The sequence below is a fragment of the Bradyrhizobium sp. CB1015 genome (assembly GCF_025200925.1).
Lineage (GTDB): Bacteria > Pseudomonadota > Alphaproteobacteria > Rhizobiales > Xanthobacteraceae > Bradyrhizobium.
In genome coordinates, this window is record NZ_CP104174.1 from 5,901,889 (window position 1) to 5,917,043 (window position 15,155).

At 59.4% G+C, this 15,155-nt stretch carries 15 protein-coding genes and 2 pseudogenes; 7 read left to right on the top strand and 10 right to left on the bottom strand.

The window, feature by feature from the left end:
• Positions 1 to 141: 141 nt before the first annotated feature.
• Positions 142 to 1,313: pseudogene (locus N2604_RS27585) on the bottom strand (IS256 family transposase).
• Between the two features lie 356 nt (positions 1,314 to 1,669).
• Here N2604_RS27585 and N2604_RS27590 point away from each other — a divergent pair.
• The 4 genes from N2604_RS27590 (at position 1,670) to N2604_RS27605 (ending at position 3,421) form a co-directional block, all read left to right on the top strand.
• Positions 1,670 to 1,864, top strand: a complete 195-nt coding sequence (locus N2604_RS27590) for a hypothetical protein (RefSeq protein WP_260371239.1) — start codon at positions 1,670 to 1,672, stop codon at positions 1,862 to 1,864.
• A 275-nt stretch (positions 1,865 to 2,139) separates the two neighbouring features.
• A complete protein-coding gene (locus tag N2604_RS27595; RefSeq protein WP_260371240.1) occupies positions 2,140 to 2,355 on the top strand; it encodes a hypothetical protein in 216 nt (71 codons plus the stop codon).
• Positions 2,356 to 2,833: 478 nt separating this feature from the next.
• Positions 2,834 to 2,995, top strand: a complete 162-nt coding sequence (locus N2604_RS27600; RefSeq protein ID WP_260371241.1) for a hypothetical protein — start codon at positions 2,834 to 2,836, stop codon at positions 2,993 to 2,995.
• Positions 2,996 to 3,268: 273 nt separating this feature from the next.
• The gene (locus N2604_RS27605; RefSeq protein ID WP_260371242.1) at positions 3,269 to 3,421 is read left to right on the top strand and encodes a hypothetical protein; all 153 of its coding nucleotides are present in this window, start codon (positions 3,269 to 3,271) and stop codon (positions 3,419 to 3,421) included.
• Positions 3,422 to 3,481: 60 nt separating this feature from the next.
• Here the strand turns inward: N2604_RS27605 and N2604_RS27610 are convergent, their stop codons facing one another.
• From N2604_RS27610 to N2604_RS27625, 3 genes are all read right to left on the bottom strand, one after another.
• The gene (locus N2604_RS27610) at positions 3,482 to 3,712 is read right to left on the bottom strand and encodes a hypothetical protein (RefSeq protein WP_260371243.1); all 231 of its coding nucleotides are present in this window, start codon (positions 3,710 to 3,712) and stop codon (positions 3,482 to 3,484) included.
• 34 nt (positions 3,713 to 3,746) lie between these two features.
• Positions 3,747 to 4,031 carry a hypothetical protein gene (locus N2604_RS27615; RefSeq protein WP_260371244.1) on the bottom strand — a complete coding sequence of 95 codons (285 nt, stop codon included), beginning with the start codon at positions 4,029 to 4,031 and terminating at the stop codon, positions 3,747 to 3,749.
• 1,206 nt (positions 4,032 to 5,237) lie between these two features.
• A complete protein-coding gene (locus tag N2604_RS27625; protein ID WP_260371246.1) occupies positions 5,238 to 5,423 on the bottom strand; it encodes a PRC-barrel domain containing protein in 186 nt (61 codons plus the stop codon).
• 312 nt (positions 5,424 to 5,735) lie between these two features.
• Between N2604_RS27625 and N2604_RS27630 the strand changes: the two genes are divergently transcribed.
• Entirely contained in the window at positions 5,736 to 6,002 is a 267-nt protein-coding gene (locus N2604_RS27630; RefSeq protein WP_260371247.1) for a hypothetical protein, read from the top strand.
• 832 nt (positions 6,003 to 6,834) lie between these two features.
• Here the strand turns inward: N2604_RS27630 and N2604_RS27635 are convergent.
• The 3 genes and pseudogenes from N2604_RS27635 to N2604_RS27645 form a co-directional block, all read right to left on the bottom strand.
• Positions 6,835 to 7,474, bottom strand: a pseudogene (locus N2604_RS27635) (IS630 family transposase); the annotation flags it as partial.
• Between the two features lie 814 nt (positions 7,475 to 8,288).
• The gene (locus N2604_RS27640) at positions 8,289 to 8,927 is read right to left on the bottom strand and encodes a hypothetical protein (RefSeq protein WP_260371248.1); all 639 of its coding nucleotides are present in this window, start codon (positions 8,925 to 8,927) and stop codon (positions 8,289 to 8,291) included.
• On the bottom strand, positions 8,885 to 9,667 hold the full coding sequence (locus N2604_RS27645; RefSeq protein WP_260371249.1) for a hypothetical protein: 783 nt from the start codon (positions 9,665 to 9,667) through the stop codon (positions 8,885 to 8,887). Before N2604_RS27645 ends, N2604_RS27640 begins: the two co-directional genes overlap by 43 nt.
• A 572-nt stretch (positions 9,668 to 10,239) precedes the next feature.
• On the opposite strand from N2604_RS27645, the gene N2604_RS27650 reads away from it, so the two are divergent.
• Positions 10,240 to 11,424 (top strand): IS110 family transposase, encoded by a 1,185-nt coding sequence (locus N2604_RS27650; protein ID WP_260371250.1) that lies wholly within the window; start codon positions 10,240 to 10,242, stop codon positions 11,422 to 11,424.
• Between the two features lie 604 nt (positions 11,425 to 12,028).
• Here N2604_RS27650 and N2604_RS27655 read toward each other — a convergent pair.
• Complete coding sequence (locus tag N2604_RS27655; protein ID WP_260371251.1) at positions 12,029 to 12,253, bottom strand: hypothetical protein; 225 nt, start codon at positions 12,251 to 12,253, stop codon at positions 12,029 to 12,031.
• Positions 12,254 to 12,491: 238 nt separating this feature from the next.
• On the opposite strand from N2604_RS27655, the gene N2604_RS27660 reads away from it, so the two are divergent.
• Positions 12,492 to 12,716, top strand: coding sequence for a hypothetical protein (locus N2604_RS27660; protein ID WP_260371252.1), 225 nt, complete (start codon positions 12,492 to 12,494; stop codon positions 12,714 to 12,716).
• 610 nt (positions 12,717 to 13,326) lie between these two features.
• On the opposite strand, the gene N2604_RS27665 is transcribed toward N2604_RS27660, so the two are convergent.
• A complete protein-coding gene (locus N2604_RS27665; RefSeq protein WP_260371253.1) occupies positions 13,327 to 13,566 on the bottom strand; it encodes a hypothetical protein in 240 nt (79 codons plus the stop codon).
• Positions 13,567 to 13,837: 271 nt separating this feature from the next.
• Positions 13,838 to 14,911 carry a hypothetical protein gene (locus tag N2604_RS27670; protein WP_260371254.1) on the bottom strand — a complete coding sequence of 358 codons (1,074 nt, stop codon included), beginning with the start codon at positions 14,909 to 14,911 and terminating at the stop codon, positions 13,838 to 13,840.
• Positions 14,912 to 15,155 lie beyond the last annotated feature (244 nt).

Here is a 15,155-nt window from a genome sequence, read left to right on the forward strand (position 1 = left end):
TGTCGTTTTGACCTTGGCTCACGAGACCAAGCCATGCGCAACATCGACAGGTCGCACAGCTTCGCAGCTTCGCAGATCGTGTCCCTGAGCGTGGTGTAACTGGCGGTGGGACACCGCGTTCGCCGGCAAGAGCCGGACTGGTCAGCTGGCGATAGCCGGGAGGCTGACGGTTGGATCATCGCTCAACGGCGCGATGGTTTCCAGGGTCATGTAACGGGCGCGCTGGACGGCCCATTCATCATTCTGTTCGAGCAGGAGCGCGCCGATGAGGCGGACGATAGCGTCCTCATTGGGGAAGATGCCGACGACCTCGGTCCGGCGCTTGATCTCGCCGTTGAGGCGCTCGATCGGGTTGGTCGAGTGCAGCTTGGTGCGGTGCTGCGGCGGGAACGTCATGTAGGCCAGCCGGCGAGCTTGGGTAGCTTGGGGCGGAGCTGATCGGCGACCTTCCGCCATTGCGCTCGTGCGGCCTCGGCATCGTCCTGGGCAAACGCAGTGGCGATGAAGGCGGAGACGACACGCCGTCCACTTTTGCCGGCATGGGCCAGCGCGTTGCGCATGAAGTGCACGCGGCAACGCTGCCAACTGGCGTTGAGCACCTTGGCGACGGTCGCCTTGATGCCCTCGTGGGCGTCGGAGACGACCAGCTTGACGCCGCGCAGGCCGCGGCGGGCGAGCTTGCGCAGGAACGCCGTCCAGAATGTCTCGGCCTCCGAGGGACCAATGTCCATGCCGAGAACTTCGCGCCGGCCATCGCTGTTGACGCCGACCGCGACGATCACCGCGACCGACACGATGCGCCCCTGCTGGCGCACCTTCACGTAGGTGGCGTCGATCCACAGATAGGGCCAATCGCCCTCGATCGGGCGAGCGAGGAACGCCTTCACCTTGTCATCGATCTCCGCGCACAGCCGCGAGACCTGGCTCTTGGAGATGCCGCTCATGCCCATCGCCTGCACCAGATCGTCGACGGAGCGGGTCGAGACGCCCTGCACATAAGCTTCCTGCACCACCGCGGTGAGCGCCTTCTCGGCCATCCGGCGCGGCTCCAGAAAGCCGGGGAAGTAGGAGCCTTTGCGCAGCTTGGGAATGCGCAGCTCGACCGTGCCGGCGCGGGTCTCCCAGGTCCGGTCGCGGTAGCCGTTGCGCTGCGCCAGACGCTCGGGGTTCTTCTCGCCGTAGGCGGCCCCGGTCTGGCCTTCCACTTCCAGCTCCATCAGGCGCTGGGCAGCAAAGCCGATCATCTCGCGCAGCAGATCCGCATCAGGGGTCTTCTCCACGAGCGTGCGGAGGTTCATCATCTCATCGGTCATCGGTGGTTCCTCGAATCAGGTTGGTGTCAGCAACCCGACCCTACCGGCGAACTGCCGGTGACCACCGCAAAGCCGCCCGCCCGCTACGGCGCCATGGGAGGGCGCGCGTGCGGACGGCTTTGCTCTACCGAGCTACACCATCACCGGGGACACGACCCGGGAACACCCAAAGGGTGGAGCTAGGTTGATCGTTCGGGCTCACACCTCGACAGCGTGATGCCGACAAGGCCTCAGCTCGGCGCCAGCCCCGGAGCTGAGGCCTTTTTGTCGCCCGTGTACATTTTTGTACAAAGGCCCGGAACCCAGGTCCGGCTTCTGACTCATCCCACGGGGACTTTGGATGGGATAAAAAAGACGTGCCGCGTTACACCTCCTTCGCCCGAGAGGCGGCAGCAACGCTGCTGCGAATGGCCAAAACAACAAAGGACCCGCAGGTCGCGTCGGGATTGATACAGCGAGCCGCCGACCTGAAGGACCGCACGGGCGAGTTGCCTGCGGTTGACATTGAGATGTTCGCCGACGAGCCAAAAAAGCCGCTCACGAAGAACTAAGGTCGCCGTGTACGCGCGGAAACTCATGGAAAGAAATGGCCCCAGCTCCGTGGGCAGGGGGGATGAAGCTGGGGCCGATTAGGGTCGCCCTCTTGGGGAAGGGCATCGGGAAAACTCGGCAATCCGCAAAGCGTTCCCGTGTTTTTCCGCCGCAGCCTGCCATTGCTCGGGGCTGAAGTTTGCAACGTTTGGATTTGTAAGTGACCTGAAATGCTTGCTAGCATTCCGGCTGGGGACCTCCCTCGAATAAGGGCGGCGTAACGGGGCTAGAAGCGATGCCGATCAATCCGCTTTTGGGGAACGCCAACTCGGCAGACGTTGAACGACTCCGTCAGGCGTTCGCTGCCACGCTGAAATCACTACATTTGGTCGATCGCAACGATCCGATCTGCGAGACAGTCGCGCGAAAGGTCATCGAGATCGAGGCCGCCGGCACTCATGACCCGGATGAGATCGCGAAGACGGCCGCGAGAGAACTCGGCCCCAATTGATTGAGGCCGCCTTGCAAGGCGGCCTCATCGTGCCTTCAGAAGGGCCGCCTGGTGCTAATCGCGGTCGTGGTGGTGATGGTGATGGTGATGGTGCTCGTGGTGCTCGTGCCGAACGCCTCCACCTCCGGAATGCGCTATAGCGTTTGACGTGAGAGAAGTCGAAAGCAGCATAGTTATGGTCGGCGGCGTGACCGCCGCGAATTTTCCGCAAGTCTTCAGAAACTCACGCCGATCATCGTCTTCAGCGGGCATAGCGGCCAATCCTCTGATTGTAGGGCATACAATATTAAACTACCACGAATTGAATAAATTTAAATACGTTAATAGGTTCCAATATTTTCCGGTGAAGCTACGGTTCCATGGTATCGTCCGGCCTCACAGGCGTGCTGAGGGCAAGACATGGGCATCTACCCTACATTTGCAACCCCACAGTATGGCTCCGAGAAATACTTGTATTACAAAGGCTTACGAGCAGACGTTGCGTGCTCTCTGTGTTAAAGATCGCAACGATCCGCTCACGGAATCGGTGGCGAAAACAAACATCAAGATCGCCCAAACAGGGCTCAAAGGCCCTGCACAGATTTCAGCGCAGGCGATCACCGAACTCGAAATGCTAGGCGAGCGCCGACTGGGGAACTGAAACAATCCGGAGAGCGGGAGGTTGGCTATTGGGCTTCGGGGCTTCGCAACGTGCGAGGCGCGCCATGACCCCCTGTCCCGGTGGGCGATGTGTTCCTCACGGTCCCAGTCATGGCCGTGACGTTCCTGGTCGAGATCGGCCTTTTCATCCTGATCGGAATGTTCTGAATCGAGTGCTCGTCCCTCTCACGATACCGAGTGCCGCTCAAATATTTCGTGATCCCCGCAACCATCGTCCCCGTTCGGCGTCATGCGGAATTGCGGAGAACTCGCTATGGACGACGGCGAGGAACAGCAAGAGCTTGAACGCGAGATCATGCGCTACCGCATGATGGAGCGCGACGTTACCGACCCGCTCGCGCTTGGGCTCCTGCACGACATCCTCGCGGAATTAGAAGCGGCACTGCAAGCTTTGACGGACCAGTAGAGGCGCGCCCAAGCTGTGCCGCGCCCCCAAAGGGAATTCCACGTGACCATTCGCGTCGATCTACGCGGCGCGTTCCTTGTCTGGCTGTTCCTCCACGGCGGTCGCGGTTTCTTCCAACTCCTTTTTGTAATTGCCTGCGAACCTCTCAATACTATCGGCCCACATCCTCAGCATTGAGACCTGAAAGCGCATGATTGGGTTCAAGGCATTCATGCCGATTGCTGTCGCTGCGGCGATGCGTCTTTGTGGTTCGCGCGCGAACCGGTCTGAGTTAGAGGATTTGTCTGCCATGCTGCTCTCTGCTTCTAATGCTGCTTGCCTGAAGCTAGTAAGTGACGGGTTGTGCATTGCGTGACTCTAAACGTTCGGCCAAATTTTGATCTACCGCGAGTCTCGCCGATCGGTCGTCGTGCAGTTCGTCTAGTTTTTTCAAGTAAGCGACCGCCGCTACTTGCAAGAGATCGAAATCGTCTTCGCCGGTATCACGAAGATTGACGACGTAGCGATAGAGGGCGGAGCGCCGAGTATCGTTCTCGCTGATGCCGCTGTGAAGCAGCAGGTAGTTTCGCCAAGCGAACGCACAGGCGCCTTCTATGGTCTGAGAAGTCATGTGCACCTCCCACGGCCAGAGAAAGACTGACGACCCGTTTCGTTCCGCGAAAGCTCCCGGCTGTAATATTGTTCCGTAGCTGCGCTGCAGGATATTTTTTGCAGCGCCCTCCGGCGTTCGACAGAGGCCCTCAATGTGCAGCTCGCAGAACAATTTTCCGATCGGGATTAGGATTCAAACTCGCGCAGGGCAACCCTGGAGCGGTCAGTCCCGCGCGGTGCCAGCGTTCGCAATCGCGCGAAACATGGAGCGCCCCTATATTTAGTTAATTTTTCGGGAGGTTCGCGTACTATCCTCCTAGTTATTGGGCTATGGCTACTGATCAACGTTTTGTTTGTTGTGATCACGATGCCCACTCGCAGGCCACGCTTACCGCCTCGACCAGCGCGGCCAACGTGGAACGAAGCATTGGATGCAATCAGGCGCTTGCTGAAAATACGACGCCGTTGAAAAGTCAGACGATTGCGCTGTCATTTAAACCAGTCAAACACCGGACTTTCACTCGTCATTTTAATCTGCGAGACTTTCAATCCGACACAAACACTGGCTTGCGAAGAACAGGCCCGAAGGAGGTTCGCAGTGGAGAAGGTGCGACGCTTACGCGCGATGGGTTCGCTGTGCCGTCAACAGGCGGCGTACAACAGCATGAACAAATGGAAACTCCTCGCGGACGCGGAATGCTGGGAGCACTTGGCTGAGCTTGAGCTGTCGTCCCACTTCCGGGAATGCAACGTCGCTAGCTCCATCAGCTCGCTTGATCCGGCTGGGTGAGAAAACTCCTGCAACGCGAAAATCGACCAATGGGCCAATTCTTCAAACATCGGGGGCGTGCAATGGCTAACCGTAGTCGGGCGTTGAACCGCGTTGTCCTGTGCCTGCGTGCTCAGGCGCTTCTTTTTCGGCTTGCCGAACTTGAGACCCTTCGAGGGCGAGTGCGAGAGGCCGAGGAGAATACAGCTCTCGATCGATCGGCAGACCCGGTGAAGTCAACCATTCACTGATTTGTTGCCGAACTTCGCGGTCGTATTATTGGTCGTGCCGCGCCAGGGAACGGCAAGCCGTTGAACGAATATTTCTGACCCCTTGTGGGTCGATTGCACTCATGCCGCTTATCGGCGTCCTTGGCCGGTGTCGAAGAACTCAGGTGCTTCATGTGAAGCACCTGCCCGGTCGAACGACTACCGCGATAGTGACGCGCACGGCCGATCACCCCTCAATGTGTTTCACCGTCGAAATCGGCCAGCGACCTTCATGTCCCGCGACCGAGATGCGAAGTCCGTGCTGATCATCGAGGAAGACGTGATCAATTGTGCCAGCCTTGCCGTCGGTCAAAACGACAGTCTTGCCGACTAGCTCCGTCTCGGCCTCGTGCAGTTCGCGCAAGATGTTCATCGCTCGCGCGTCGCCGGTCCTCGCAGCACTCACGATGCACTCTGCTTGGTGCGAATTCTTGTATTCTACCACTCTGGTATTTTGACGCGAGCACGCAATCGGGGAGTTCCAGGGCGCGTGAATTGAATTCTGAGGCGATCCCTTGGGTCTTACTTGTATCTTCACCACAGACGTGGCCGTTCGGAACTCTTGCAGTCCGCAATGAGTTACAGAGCCGCCGACTGGATGGAGCATGAGCGGTCGCGTGCGCGGTAGCACGTGATGGTTTCTCGATCGCGCCGGTCGGCAGCACTTGAACAGAGAGAGGCGACAATGAAGGCACCACTTCTTCTTGCGGGCGCATTAATCATCGGATGCACCGCCCCGGCACTGGCCGATGAGTATTATGTAGTGCAGGGTCCGAACCGCCAATGCACCGTTACCACGACACGTCCGGCGGACAGGGAGGTCGTAACACAGATCGGTCCGCTGGCTTTCAAGAGCCGCGTGGAAGCCGAAGATCGCATCAAGCAGACCAAAGTCTGCGAGGAAGGCACAGTTGGTAGTAGCAGCAGCACGACTGTCATCAAAGAGAAATAGCCGAGACATCATTCCTAATCGTCTTTGGCTATTCGATAAAAGTCGCGCCCATTCCTGTCGGCGCGACTTTTTGTTCTCCAGACACCTGACCGGCGGCTTGGGGCGCCTAGAATATAGTTGCGCGTCCCGCTCCGTATAGCGCGGTGGGCGGCCCATCGGGCTGCATTGAAGGAACGAGAGCAGCACGCGGATGAATGGATCAAGACCGTCCCGCAGACCGACTATGGATTCCAAACTCGCGCAAGGGCAGCCCTGGAGCGCGCCGCAGCGATGCGCGGACTCTCGGTTGCCAGTTTCATCGATGGCTGATCGGCCGCGCGCTGGCCGATGCTGGCCTGATCGAACTGCCGAACCCGGAGGGGCCGTGAGCAAAGCCAAAAAATTACAAAGGCGCCCGAAGTCGGCTCCTGGTGGCTAGGCAGAAATTCTCCGCTCAGCTAGAATACGACTCAAAGGAGACGTGACATCGGAGGCACACCTCGCTCGGCGCACCGGCATGCCCCAACAATCGATACACTTCGAACTAGATCTTTAAATTCGCCAAAGCTGATTTCTGTGTAAACGTTGAGAATCAACTTTGGACTTCGCGATGTTTATCGGGTTTGTTGTGAACGAAATCGATAGCAATTCGCAGCGGCGCCAGGGTCTATTTCGGGCCGTGCAGAGGCTTGAGGACTCAGGCGCGCTGAACACCGAGGATGCGGAACGCCTTGATGCGATTTGCGGCTGGTTTGACGAGCATCTGCGACAGCCGGAGCGCTTGGCAATTTCTTCTCGGCATCATGAAAGAGCACAGGCACTAAGTTGGCTCAAAGACAGCGCCGCGGACCTTCTCGACATAGGTGCGGAAGCTCACGCCATCGATCGGCCCCTCGATGAACCATGGCGCATCGATCCGGTCATGGCGCAGGGCCGCCAGGAAGGTCATGGTCTTCCAGCGGCCGTGGGGAACCTTGGCGTGAAGTCTGTGCCCGCGCGGCGCCCATCCTCGCAAGGGGGCCATATCGGTCCGGGTCCAGGTCTCGTCGATGAAGACCAGCCGTTCAGCTTCGACGCGACTTTGATACTTTGCCCACTGGGCTCGCCGCCGCGCGACGTCGGGACGATCGCGTTCGCCAGCCGCCACGCTTTTTTTTGAAGCTGAGCTTCTCGGCATGTACGAAGTCCCATACCGAGTGATAATCGACTTTCAGGCCGCGCCCGGCGAGCTCAGCAACGAGACCGCGGATGGTGAAATCGCCGTCCTTGATCCGCTGCGACAGCCAGACCGCGTGCTCACCCGAAATTGCCTTCGGCTTGTAGCCGCCGATCTGGCTAGGCTCGACACTGCCGGTCTCATCAACCCGCTTCATCCAGCCGATGGCCGTGCTGATTGCCACCCCAAACTGCTTGGCGGCCTGATTGCGGGACATCCCGCCCTCGATCGCGGCCACAACACGTTTGCGAAGATCAAGAGAGTACGGCTTGCCCATCCATGCTGGCCTCCGTCCAGCCAGCATGGTGAATCAGAAACCGACTGATTTGGGAATCCCAAATCGGTTCAGTCTAAACCCATCCCGCTTTAGAACCACGTTCTTTTGTTCGCCATTTCGCTTGAAATTGCTTGCGAGCATGGTCCTGAGGCGAAGTTGCACAAACGCTAACCAATGTCCGCTGTCGCGGGTGAAGCGGACCCAGCCACGTATAGACCAAAACTGAACCTACCGAATTCCGCCACAACTGCGTGAGCAAATGAGCGGATGATCGAAATCCCTCGCTGCGATCACTGCGAAGAAGAGTTCGCGCCAGAAGAGCTGACCGTTCTTGCGCCACCGGCTGGGGACGGCGAGTTGATCTGCGCTCGGTGTATCGAAATCAAGCTCCGTCTGCCTGCTACCACCATCAACCTTCCATCCCACGAATTGCGTCAGGGGACACTGTGATCCTCCCGTTGTCGTACTTAACAGCATCGAAGTCGATGAGGTCCGTTAGCCCTGCGTTGGCAATACGGTGTCGAAATAGCATGCGCGCCAGTCCGTTGAGAAGCGTCGCAAGTCATCTTCGGTTTTCCTAAGGCATTCATAACTCCATGGTAGACCGCGAAGAGACCGAGTATCGCCCCAACCCCAACGGTCCAAAACGGGAAGGCCGCGAGCCATCCTGTGATCGAGTTCACGATCACGCATAACGCAAGGAGCAGTATCAACGCAGTACCAAGAATGTCGAACTTCCGAACAGTTTTCGTTGTCCAACGAGATATGCTCTGGACGCTGTCTACACGCTGAGTTTTCAAAGCTCGGGCCGCTTCTATCGCGCTGTCGCGCTGAGTTGCCGCGAGGACCGCATCTGATCTAGCTTGGCGTGTCTCCTTCCCTTGTGCGGCGCGTGCTTGACGATGCTTTGTGCGCTCCCGCTCAAGGTCTTGTTCAAACGCTTTTTCTCCTCAGCAATCGTCGCCTGTCGCATAGCCTCAAGCAGTTCGCTTGCGTTCTCAGGTGTGACAACATTTTCATTGTTCAGCGTTTGGTCAGCCAACCGGCGTAGACTTCGATGGTCACCGATCAGCAGCTCAAATTCTTCGGACTTCTCTGGCGTGAACTCCTTGAGGCGAGCGCCAACCGCGTCACGCAGTTCCGAACGCACCCTCAGAACCCGGTCACAAGCAGCCAAAAGCTGACCGCGAGGAACCCGCTCGGCGACACCCAGCCCCGTCCTAAGCCAAGCCACCGTTGCAAGCTCTCTGTGATGAATAACCGCGTTCTCCTGAGTTTCGTATAGCAGTTTGCTTGAGAGGCAATACTGCCGCGAGTGCTGTACAAATAACGGATTACGAGTGGCGAAGATGTAACCGCATTGGAAGATGTCGCTGCTGTGTTTGCCGCCTCTCAACCTCATTGCAAGCGTCAAGCTTGTGGCGTCGTGTTCGCGCGGCGCCACATCACGCACCCAGTTGATCGATGCGAAAAAGTCTTCGTACTGCGCGTCCGTAAAGTATCGGTGGGTACCGGCCTTACAAAATCCTCCACCACTTCCGTTAGCAAGCCAATCGACGCCAAGCGGGCGAGTTTCGGAACGGCGTCTGCGCGTTGCTCGCATATATGCTGAACGAACCGCGCGGCCATGTATCGGTCATCGCCGGGAAGAGGCTCACCGCCTTCTTGGAGGGCTGTCAGGATACGAGTGTCCTCCTCGTCCAAGCGGAGCCTCGCTAACTCCGTACCGAATGTGGCAGGGTTGTACGCATCCAGCGAAACCAAAAACCTAATTAGAATATCGGTGAGTTCTTCGCGAGTTCTCTTGTAGTGAAGAAGGTCAGTCAAACGGGGAGAGAAGGCTTCGAATTCATCGATGATCTGCTTCAGGACCTCATCGATGGGCTCTCCAGTAGGCGGGGCCTTGAATCTAACGATGTAGGCCGCCTCCTTTCCTCGCGCGACGACCTCTTCGAGGTAACCTGCTCTCTTTAGTCGTGGGATAAGCTGTGCAGCGATGTCGGCAGTAAATCGCCATCGGTAGACCTTCTGTACGCCTAGAGCAAAAAGTCTCGGCTCGAAGAACTTTCCGTCCATCACCTCTAGGATGGGCTCGAAGAAGGGCAACAGCGCATCCAGAACGTCCTGCTGTCCAGGCTGCAGTTCACTTAGCGCTGCGTAGACGCGAAGCGCTCTCCTCGTGACGGAAGACATCTGATCCTCTTAGGACTGGCGGCGAGGGTGTTGGCGGAGCTGCCGCTCGCTCAAAAGGATAGCGGCACCGTGCACGCACGCCCAGCTATGCAGGCAGCCAATCCCACGAATTCCGAAATGGCGCGTTGTATAAACCCTAAAATGCTAAGCGGGCTCAATCCCGCCGAAGCCGAACCGGCACGTTAGCCAAAGCGAACGCGGGCGAAGCGGTATCTCGTGGCCGGGCGTCCCGCCGCCGGTTCGGTGGGCTATCCCACGAAAATTTTTCAAGAACATCGGATCGGGACACAACGGAAGACACGCCAAACGCATCACATTGTTTTAACTAATCTTTTCGCTCTTTGCGAAGCCCTGCGCAGTGGTTTTACGGCTTATGTCGTGCTCTTGTGTCCGCAAAATCTGCCAGAATGTGCGAACGGGCGGTTCTCACCAACCGCCCGTCGCTGGATCTGAGCCCGTTCGTGCTCAAAGGCCTGGGAGCCTGACGGGGAGCTAGGGACAGATCCGGTGGGTCTTCCTCAACCCGAACAGTTGCATGGGCTTCGAGCCCGGACGAGCAAGGAAGGGAGTGGATGATGGCACAAAACGATCGCATTGTCGTCGGTATCGATGTGGCCAAGGGCAAGGTGGATGCATGCATCCGCCCGTTGTCGCAACGGCAAACGTTCCCGAGCACCGCAGAGGGGCACCGCAAACTGGTGGCCTGGCTGCGCAAGCACAAAGTAGCCAAGGCGGTAATGGAGGCATCCGGCGGCTATGAGCGGGACTGGGCCAGGGTGCTGCGTCAGGCTGGCATCGAGGTGCGGATTGTCGATCCCAAGCGCGTGCGCAGCTTCGCCCGATCGGCCGGACGGCTCGCCAAGAACGATACGATCGACGCGGAGATGATCGCCTGGTTCGCCGAGACGTTCGACGAAGTATTGGACCAGATCCACGATGCCGCACGCGACGAGCTGGCGGCACTGGTCAAAGCGCGCAAAGCCCTGATTGATCTGAGGACCCGCCTGCAAAGCCAGAACGAACATGCGGTGCCGGGAGCGGTTCAGAAAGCCCACGCTCGCGTCTTGAAGGGCCTCGACATCGAGACGGCCAAGATCGAGGACGCCATCACCGCCACGATCAAGGCCACACCGGCATTTGCCAAACGCGCCGAGATCATCGAGAGCGTGCCGGGTCTCGGCGATGTGGCCTCTGCGGTCCTCCTTGCGGGCCTCCCAGAGCTCGGGACGGTGCGCGAGGAGGTCGCTGCCGCGTTGTTGGGAGCCGCTCCTTATGACGACGACAGCGGCAAACGGCGTGGTGAGCGCCACATCAAGGGCGGTCGGCGCTGGGTCCGCAACGCCCTCTACATGCCCTGTATCGGCGCAGCCACCCAGAGCAACCCGGTGCTCAAGGCCTACTATGAACGGCTGATCGCCAAGGGAAAGCTGAAGAAGGTTGCAGTGATTGCCTGCATGCGCAAGCTGATCGTCATTCTCAACACGATGATTGCACGCGGCGAGAAATGGGATCCCCCCGCTACGCGTTGCGGTGAACTGATCGAGCGCGCCTCCATGCGCCCGGTCCCGGACCGAGCGCATGCCAAGCCGACAGACCGGCGAGCGGACGGGGTCAAGGCCGTCAGCCGCCGAAGGCGGGGGTGCGTCTTCGCGCCAGCCTTGAGGCCGGCCGATCGGCGGTCTACTTCAGCACAGTTGCTCCCCGGGGAGCGATGCACTATTGCCCCCGTCGCCTTGCGAGTGACCCGCAAGCCTTGACGCACAGACCCCGGGCGCCAGGACCACACGATTTTGCCGTACGCCGATGGCACCGGTCGTATGCGCGACGACTTCGCTCACGGTTGCCTGCCCTGCAAAGCCGTTCGCGCCGACGCCAACCGCCGCCCGGCCCGCGTTCGTGACGATCGCGATACGCCCCTCTTCCTTGGGCCGGGTTGAGTCGACATATACGCGGTTTCCGAATTTCGGCAACGCGGAATATAACTCACGAACATGCCGCGTTACACCTCCTTCGCCCGAGAGGTGGCAGCAACGCTGCTGCGAACGGCAAAAACAACAAAGGACCCGCAGGTTGCGTCGGGATTGATCCAGAGAGCCGCCGACCTGAAGGACCGAACGGGCGAGTTGCCCCGTTGGATCTTGAAATGACCACGGCGGAGTCGAAGAGGCCGCTGACGAAGAACTGAGCTGCCTCACCTCGCGGGCCCTTTGCTCTCGGAACCCACGAAAAAAAGGCCCCAGCTCTGGGGGGCAATGGGGGACGAGCTGGGGCCGATTGGCGTTGCCCTTGGGGAAGGGCATCGGGAAAACTTGGCAATTGGCAAAGCGTTCCGTTGCCTTTGGCATTTTTCCGCTCAGCTTGTCAGCGATCCTTATCAGGCTTGCCGTTGGGGCTGCCATCACCGCCGCCATTGCCATAGCCGTTGTTGCCCCGAGGGCCATGCACCAACCCGCCGCCGGAATGGGCGATAGCCGTGCTGGTGAGCGACGTGGACAGCAACGCGGTGATCGTGGGCGGCGTCACTACGGCAAATTTGCCGCAGGTCTTCAAAAATTCCCGCCGTTCGTCATCTTCTTGTTCACTCATCGCGCTTTCCGAGTCCTACAACGGCTTTATACACCGACAGTAATTAAATTAAATCGGTTAATGTTCAATCACAATATGTGACAGAGAGCGGACTTGAGCGGCGGCGTCTGTCTGCCGCTGGCCCTCAGTTGTGGGAGGATGCGGACGAAAAATTGGTTCTGCGTCATAATCATAATGACTCCGACGTAAAAATAGAAAATAGGGTGCAAAAAACAAAAAAGAATAGTGGGAGGAGTAGATGGATACTGTGAGTCGCCTGCGCGCGATGGCAGCGCTGTGCCGTCAGACCGCCGCGCATCATCCCGATAGAAGTTGGAAACTGCTCGCTGAAGCTGAGTATTGGGAGCATTTAGCGAATGATGCGGGGCGCGATAACTTCAAACCGTGCACATCTGGCTTCTCGCTCCCAACAATCGGAGATGATGCAAGCACCACGCAATCGGCGCACATTATGGCGGCATGAGCGCTTCGGTTGCTCAAGTCCCTTCGGCCCAAGCCAGCCCACTTTTTAAAAGCGTGTTCTGGACGGAGGAGGTCTCAAACTTCCTCTCGGGGTACGATCGAGTCTGCAGTTGGAATAGCAGTACATCACAAGAACACTGAACTAATCATTTTTGGGCAGGAGTTGCGTTCATGGATAGCGTAGAGCGGTGCTTCGCCGCAGTGACAGCAATCGGTTTCTTTGTGACTGTGGTCGGAATGATATTGCTGCAAACCATGTGAGTTCTGCTTAGCCAGCTCGCGACGAGGCCCCGCGCAGCGGCAACGCGTCTGCTTCCGGGCGCCAGGACCACACGATTTGCCGTACGCCGATGGCACCGTCGTATGCGCGAGGTCTTTGCTCACGGCTTTCCGCCCTGCAAACCCCTTCGCGCCAACGCCATCAGCGTCCACCGCCGCCCGGCCCGCGTTCGTGACGATCGCGATACGCCCCTCTTCCTTGGGCCGGGTTGAGCCGACACATACGCGGTTTCCGAATTTCGGTAAAGCGGAATATTTTCGGCCGAGTGCGTTGACCTAGCGCTCGCGTGTTTTGCCCGTCCGGGCAACGCAAGGGATCGTAGCCTGCCCCACTAATCCTCGCTGGAGGCCGCCGAGCGGTTGCGCAAATAGGCCTGGGACAACAGGAAGAACAACGCGCGCTCGCCTTGATATTTGGCGGACGGACGCGTGCGCTCAAAGCCGTCGGCAAATATCTTGCCGGACTGGTCGCACACCTGCCACCGCCAGCCGAACCGCTTGCGCCTGGTGAGGATCACTTCGAACATGCCGACGAGCCTGGTCCCCTGCTCCGAGCCGGTCCTGCAAGGCATGCGCCTGCTTCCGGCTTCCGTTGGACGGACGCCAGACATATAGCGCAGCAGGATGGAAAGAGAATAAAATTGATTATCGGAAATACGTATCGTCCACGGTCGTGGGCGAAACGCGCCGTTGCTGGAATAAGCCGACGCCGCCACAGTTTGTTGGCCGCTGCAGGGACTGGTGGCGCGACCAGTATTCAAGACAGAACACAGAGAAGTGGCGGACGGTTACTTTACGCATGATCTTTCCGGAAAACCGCTTCGCACTTTTCCGGATCATGCTTTAGCGCGCGATGACTTCGACTTCGCCGTCGACGCCGTTGACGACGTTGAATCCGCGCTCGTAGACCTTGCCCTCGTTCTTGGCGATGGCGCGGTATTCGCCTTCGGACAGCACGACGCGCGGGAACGCGCCGATCGATTCCTTGATGACGTCGCCGCCCGGAGTCAGCACCGACCAGGCGGTGTTGGCGAGCGCCTCGCCGCCACGGTCGCTGACTAGCTTGAGGGTGATGACGGCGGCGCGGTGGGTGATGGTGACGTCGGTGAGCTTGCCGGCCTGGACGCGGATGTCCGAGCGCACCACCGAATTGGCATCGCCGTAGTTGGAGACGATATAATAGGTGCCCTCCGGGATTAGCACGACGTCGCCGGCGGCGACGTTCGGCACCAGGGAAGCACGCTCGCCCGCCTCGAACTGGCTACCCTTGTAGATCGCGAACGAGATCTGATTCTGCGGAATGCGGCTGGTGCCGACGCGGCCCTCGATGCGCAGGCCGCCGGCCGGCAGCACGAAGGATTCGCGACCGGTCTCGGCCTTCAGGCTGACGGTGCGCACCGCGCTGACGAGGCCGAAGGCGACGTGGACGACATAATTGCCGGGCGGCAGCACGATGTTCGGCGTCGCGCTGCGGTCCTCCCGGATCAGCTTGAAGGTGCCGTTCTCGTCCGGCCGGTCGGCAAACACGCGCCAGACCAGGCCGCTGGTGATCGGGGCCGAGTCCTTGCCGTATTTCGCGGTCAGCGACAGCACGCCCTGTCCGGGCACGGCCGCATTCAGCGGGGCGGCCGGCGGCACGGTCGAGACCGCAGGCGGCGGCATGCTCGGGGTCGCCGGCTGCATCAGGGTCGGCGGCAGGCTTGGGGGTCCCGCGCCCGGCCCGGAGGGCGGCGCCAGGCTGACGGCGTTGCCTGGGTCGGGCACCGAGGCCGGCGGCACCGGCGGCGGACGATCCGAGAAAAGCTGCGCCTGGGCAGCATTTCGGCTGGAAATAAAGAGACAAGCGCCAAGGATCAGCGCCGGCAGCAGCCTGCCGCTACGCCGCCATCCAATGATGCCGCCACCCCCACGTGTCATGCTCCCTGCTTTTCACCGAAAACGCGGCAAATTCAAGCCTCTGAAACCCCAGGGAATACGGCCCTGGACGGTTCTGTGGAACCGGGTTGACGGCTGCGTGATTAGTTTGCAAGCAACCGCCCTTCGCCATACTCCTGCCCCGTGCCCTTTCCAAAGCGGCATAAACCATGCTTCGCGCCCGATATGGCAGAGGGCAAGTACGATGCCTAGTCTGACGATGCGGGCTGGCCCGGCGTAGGAGAGT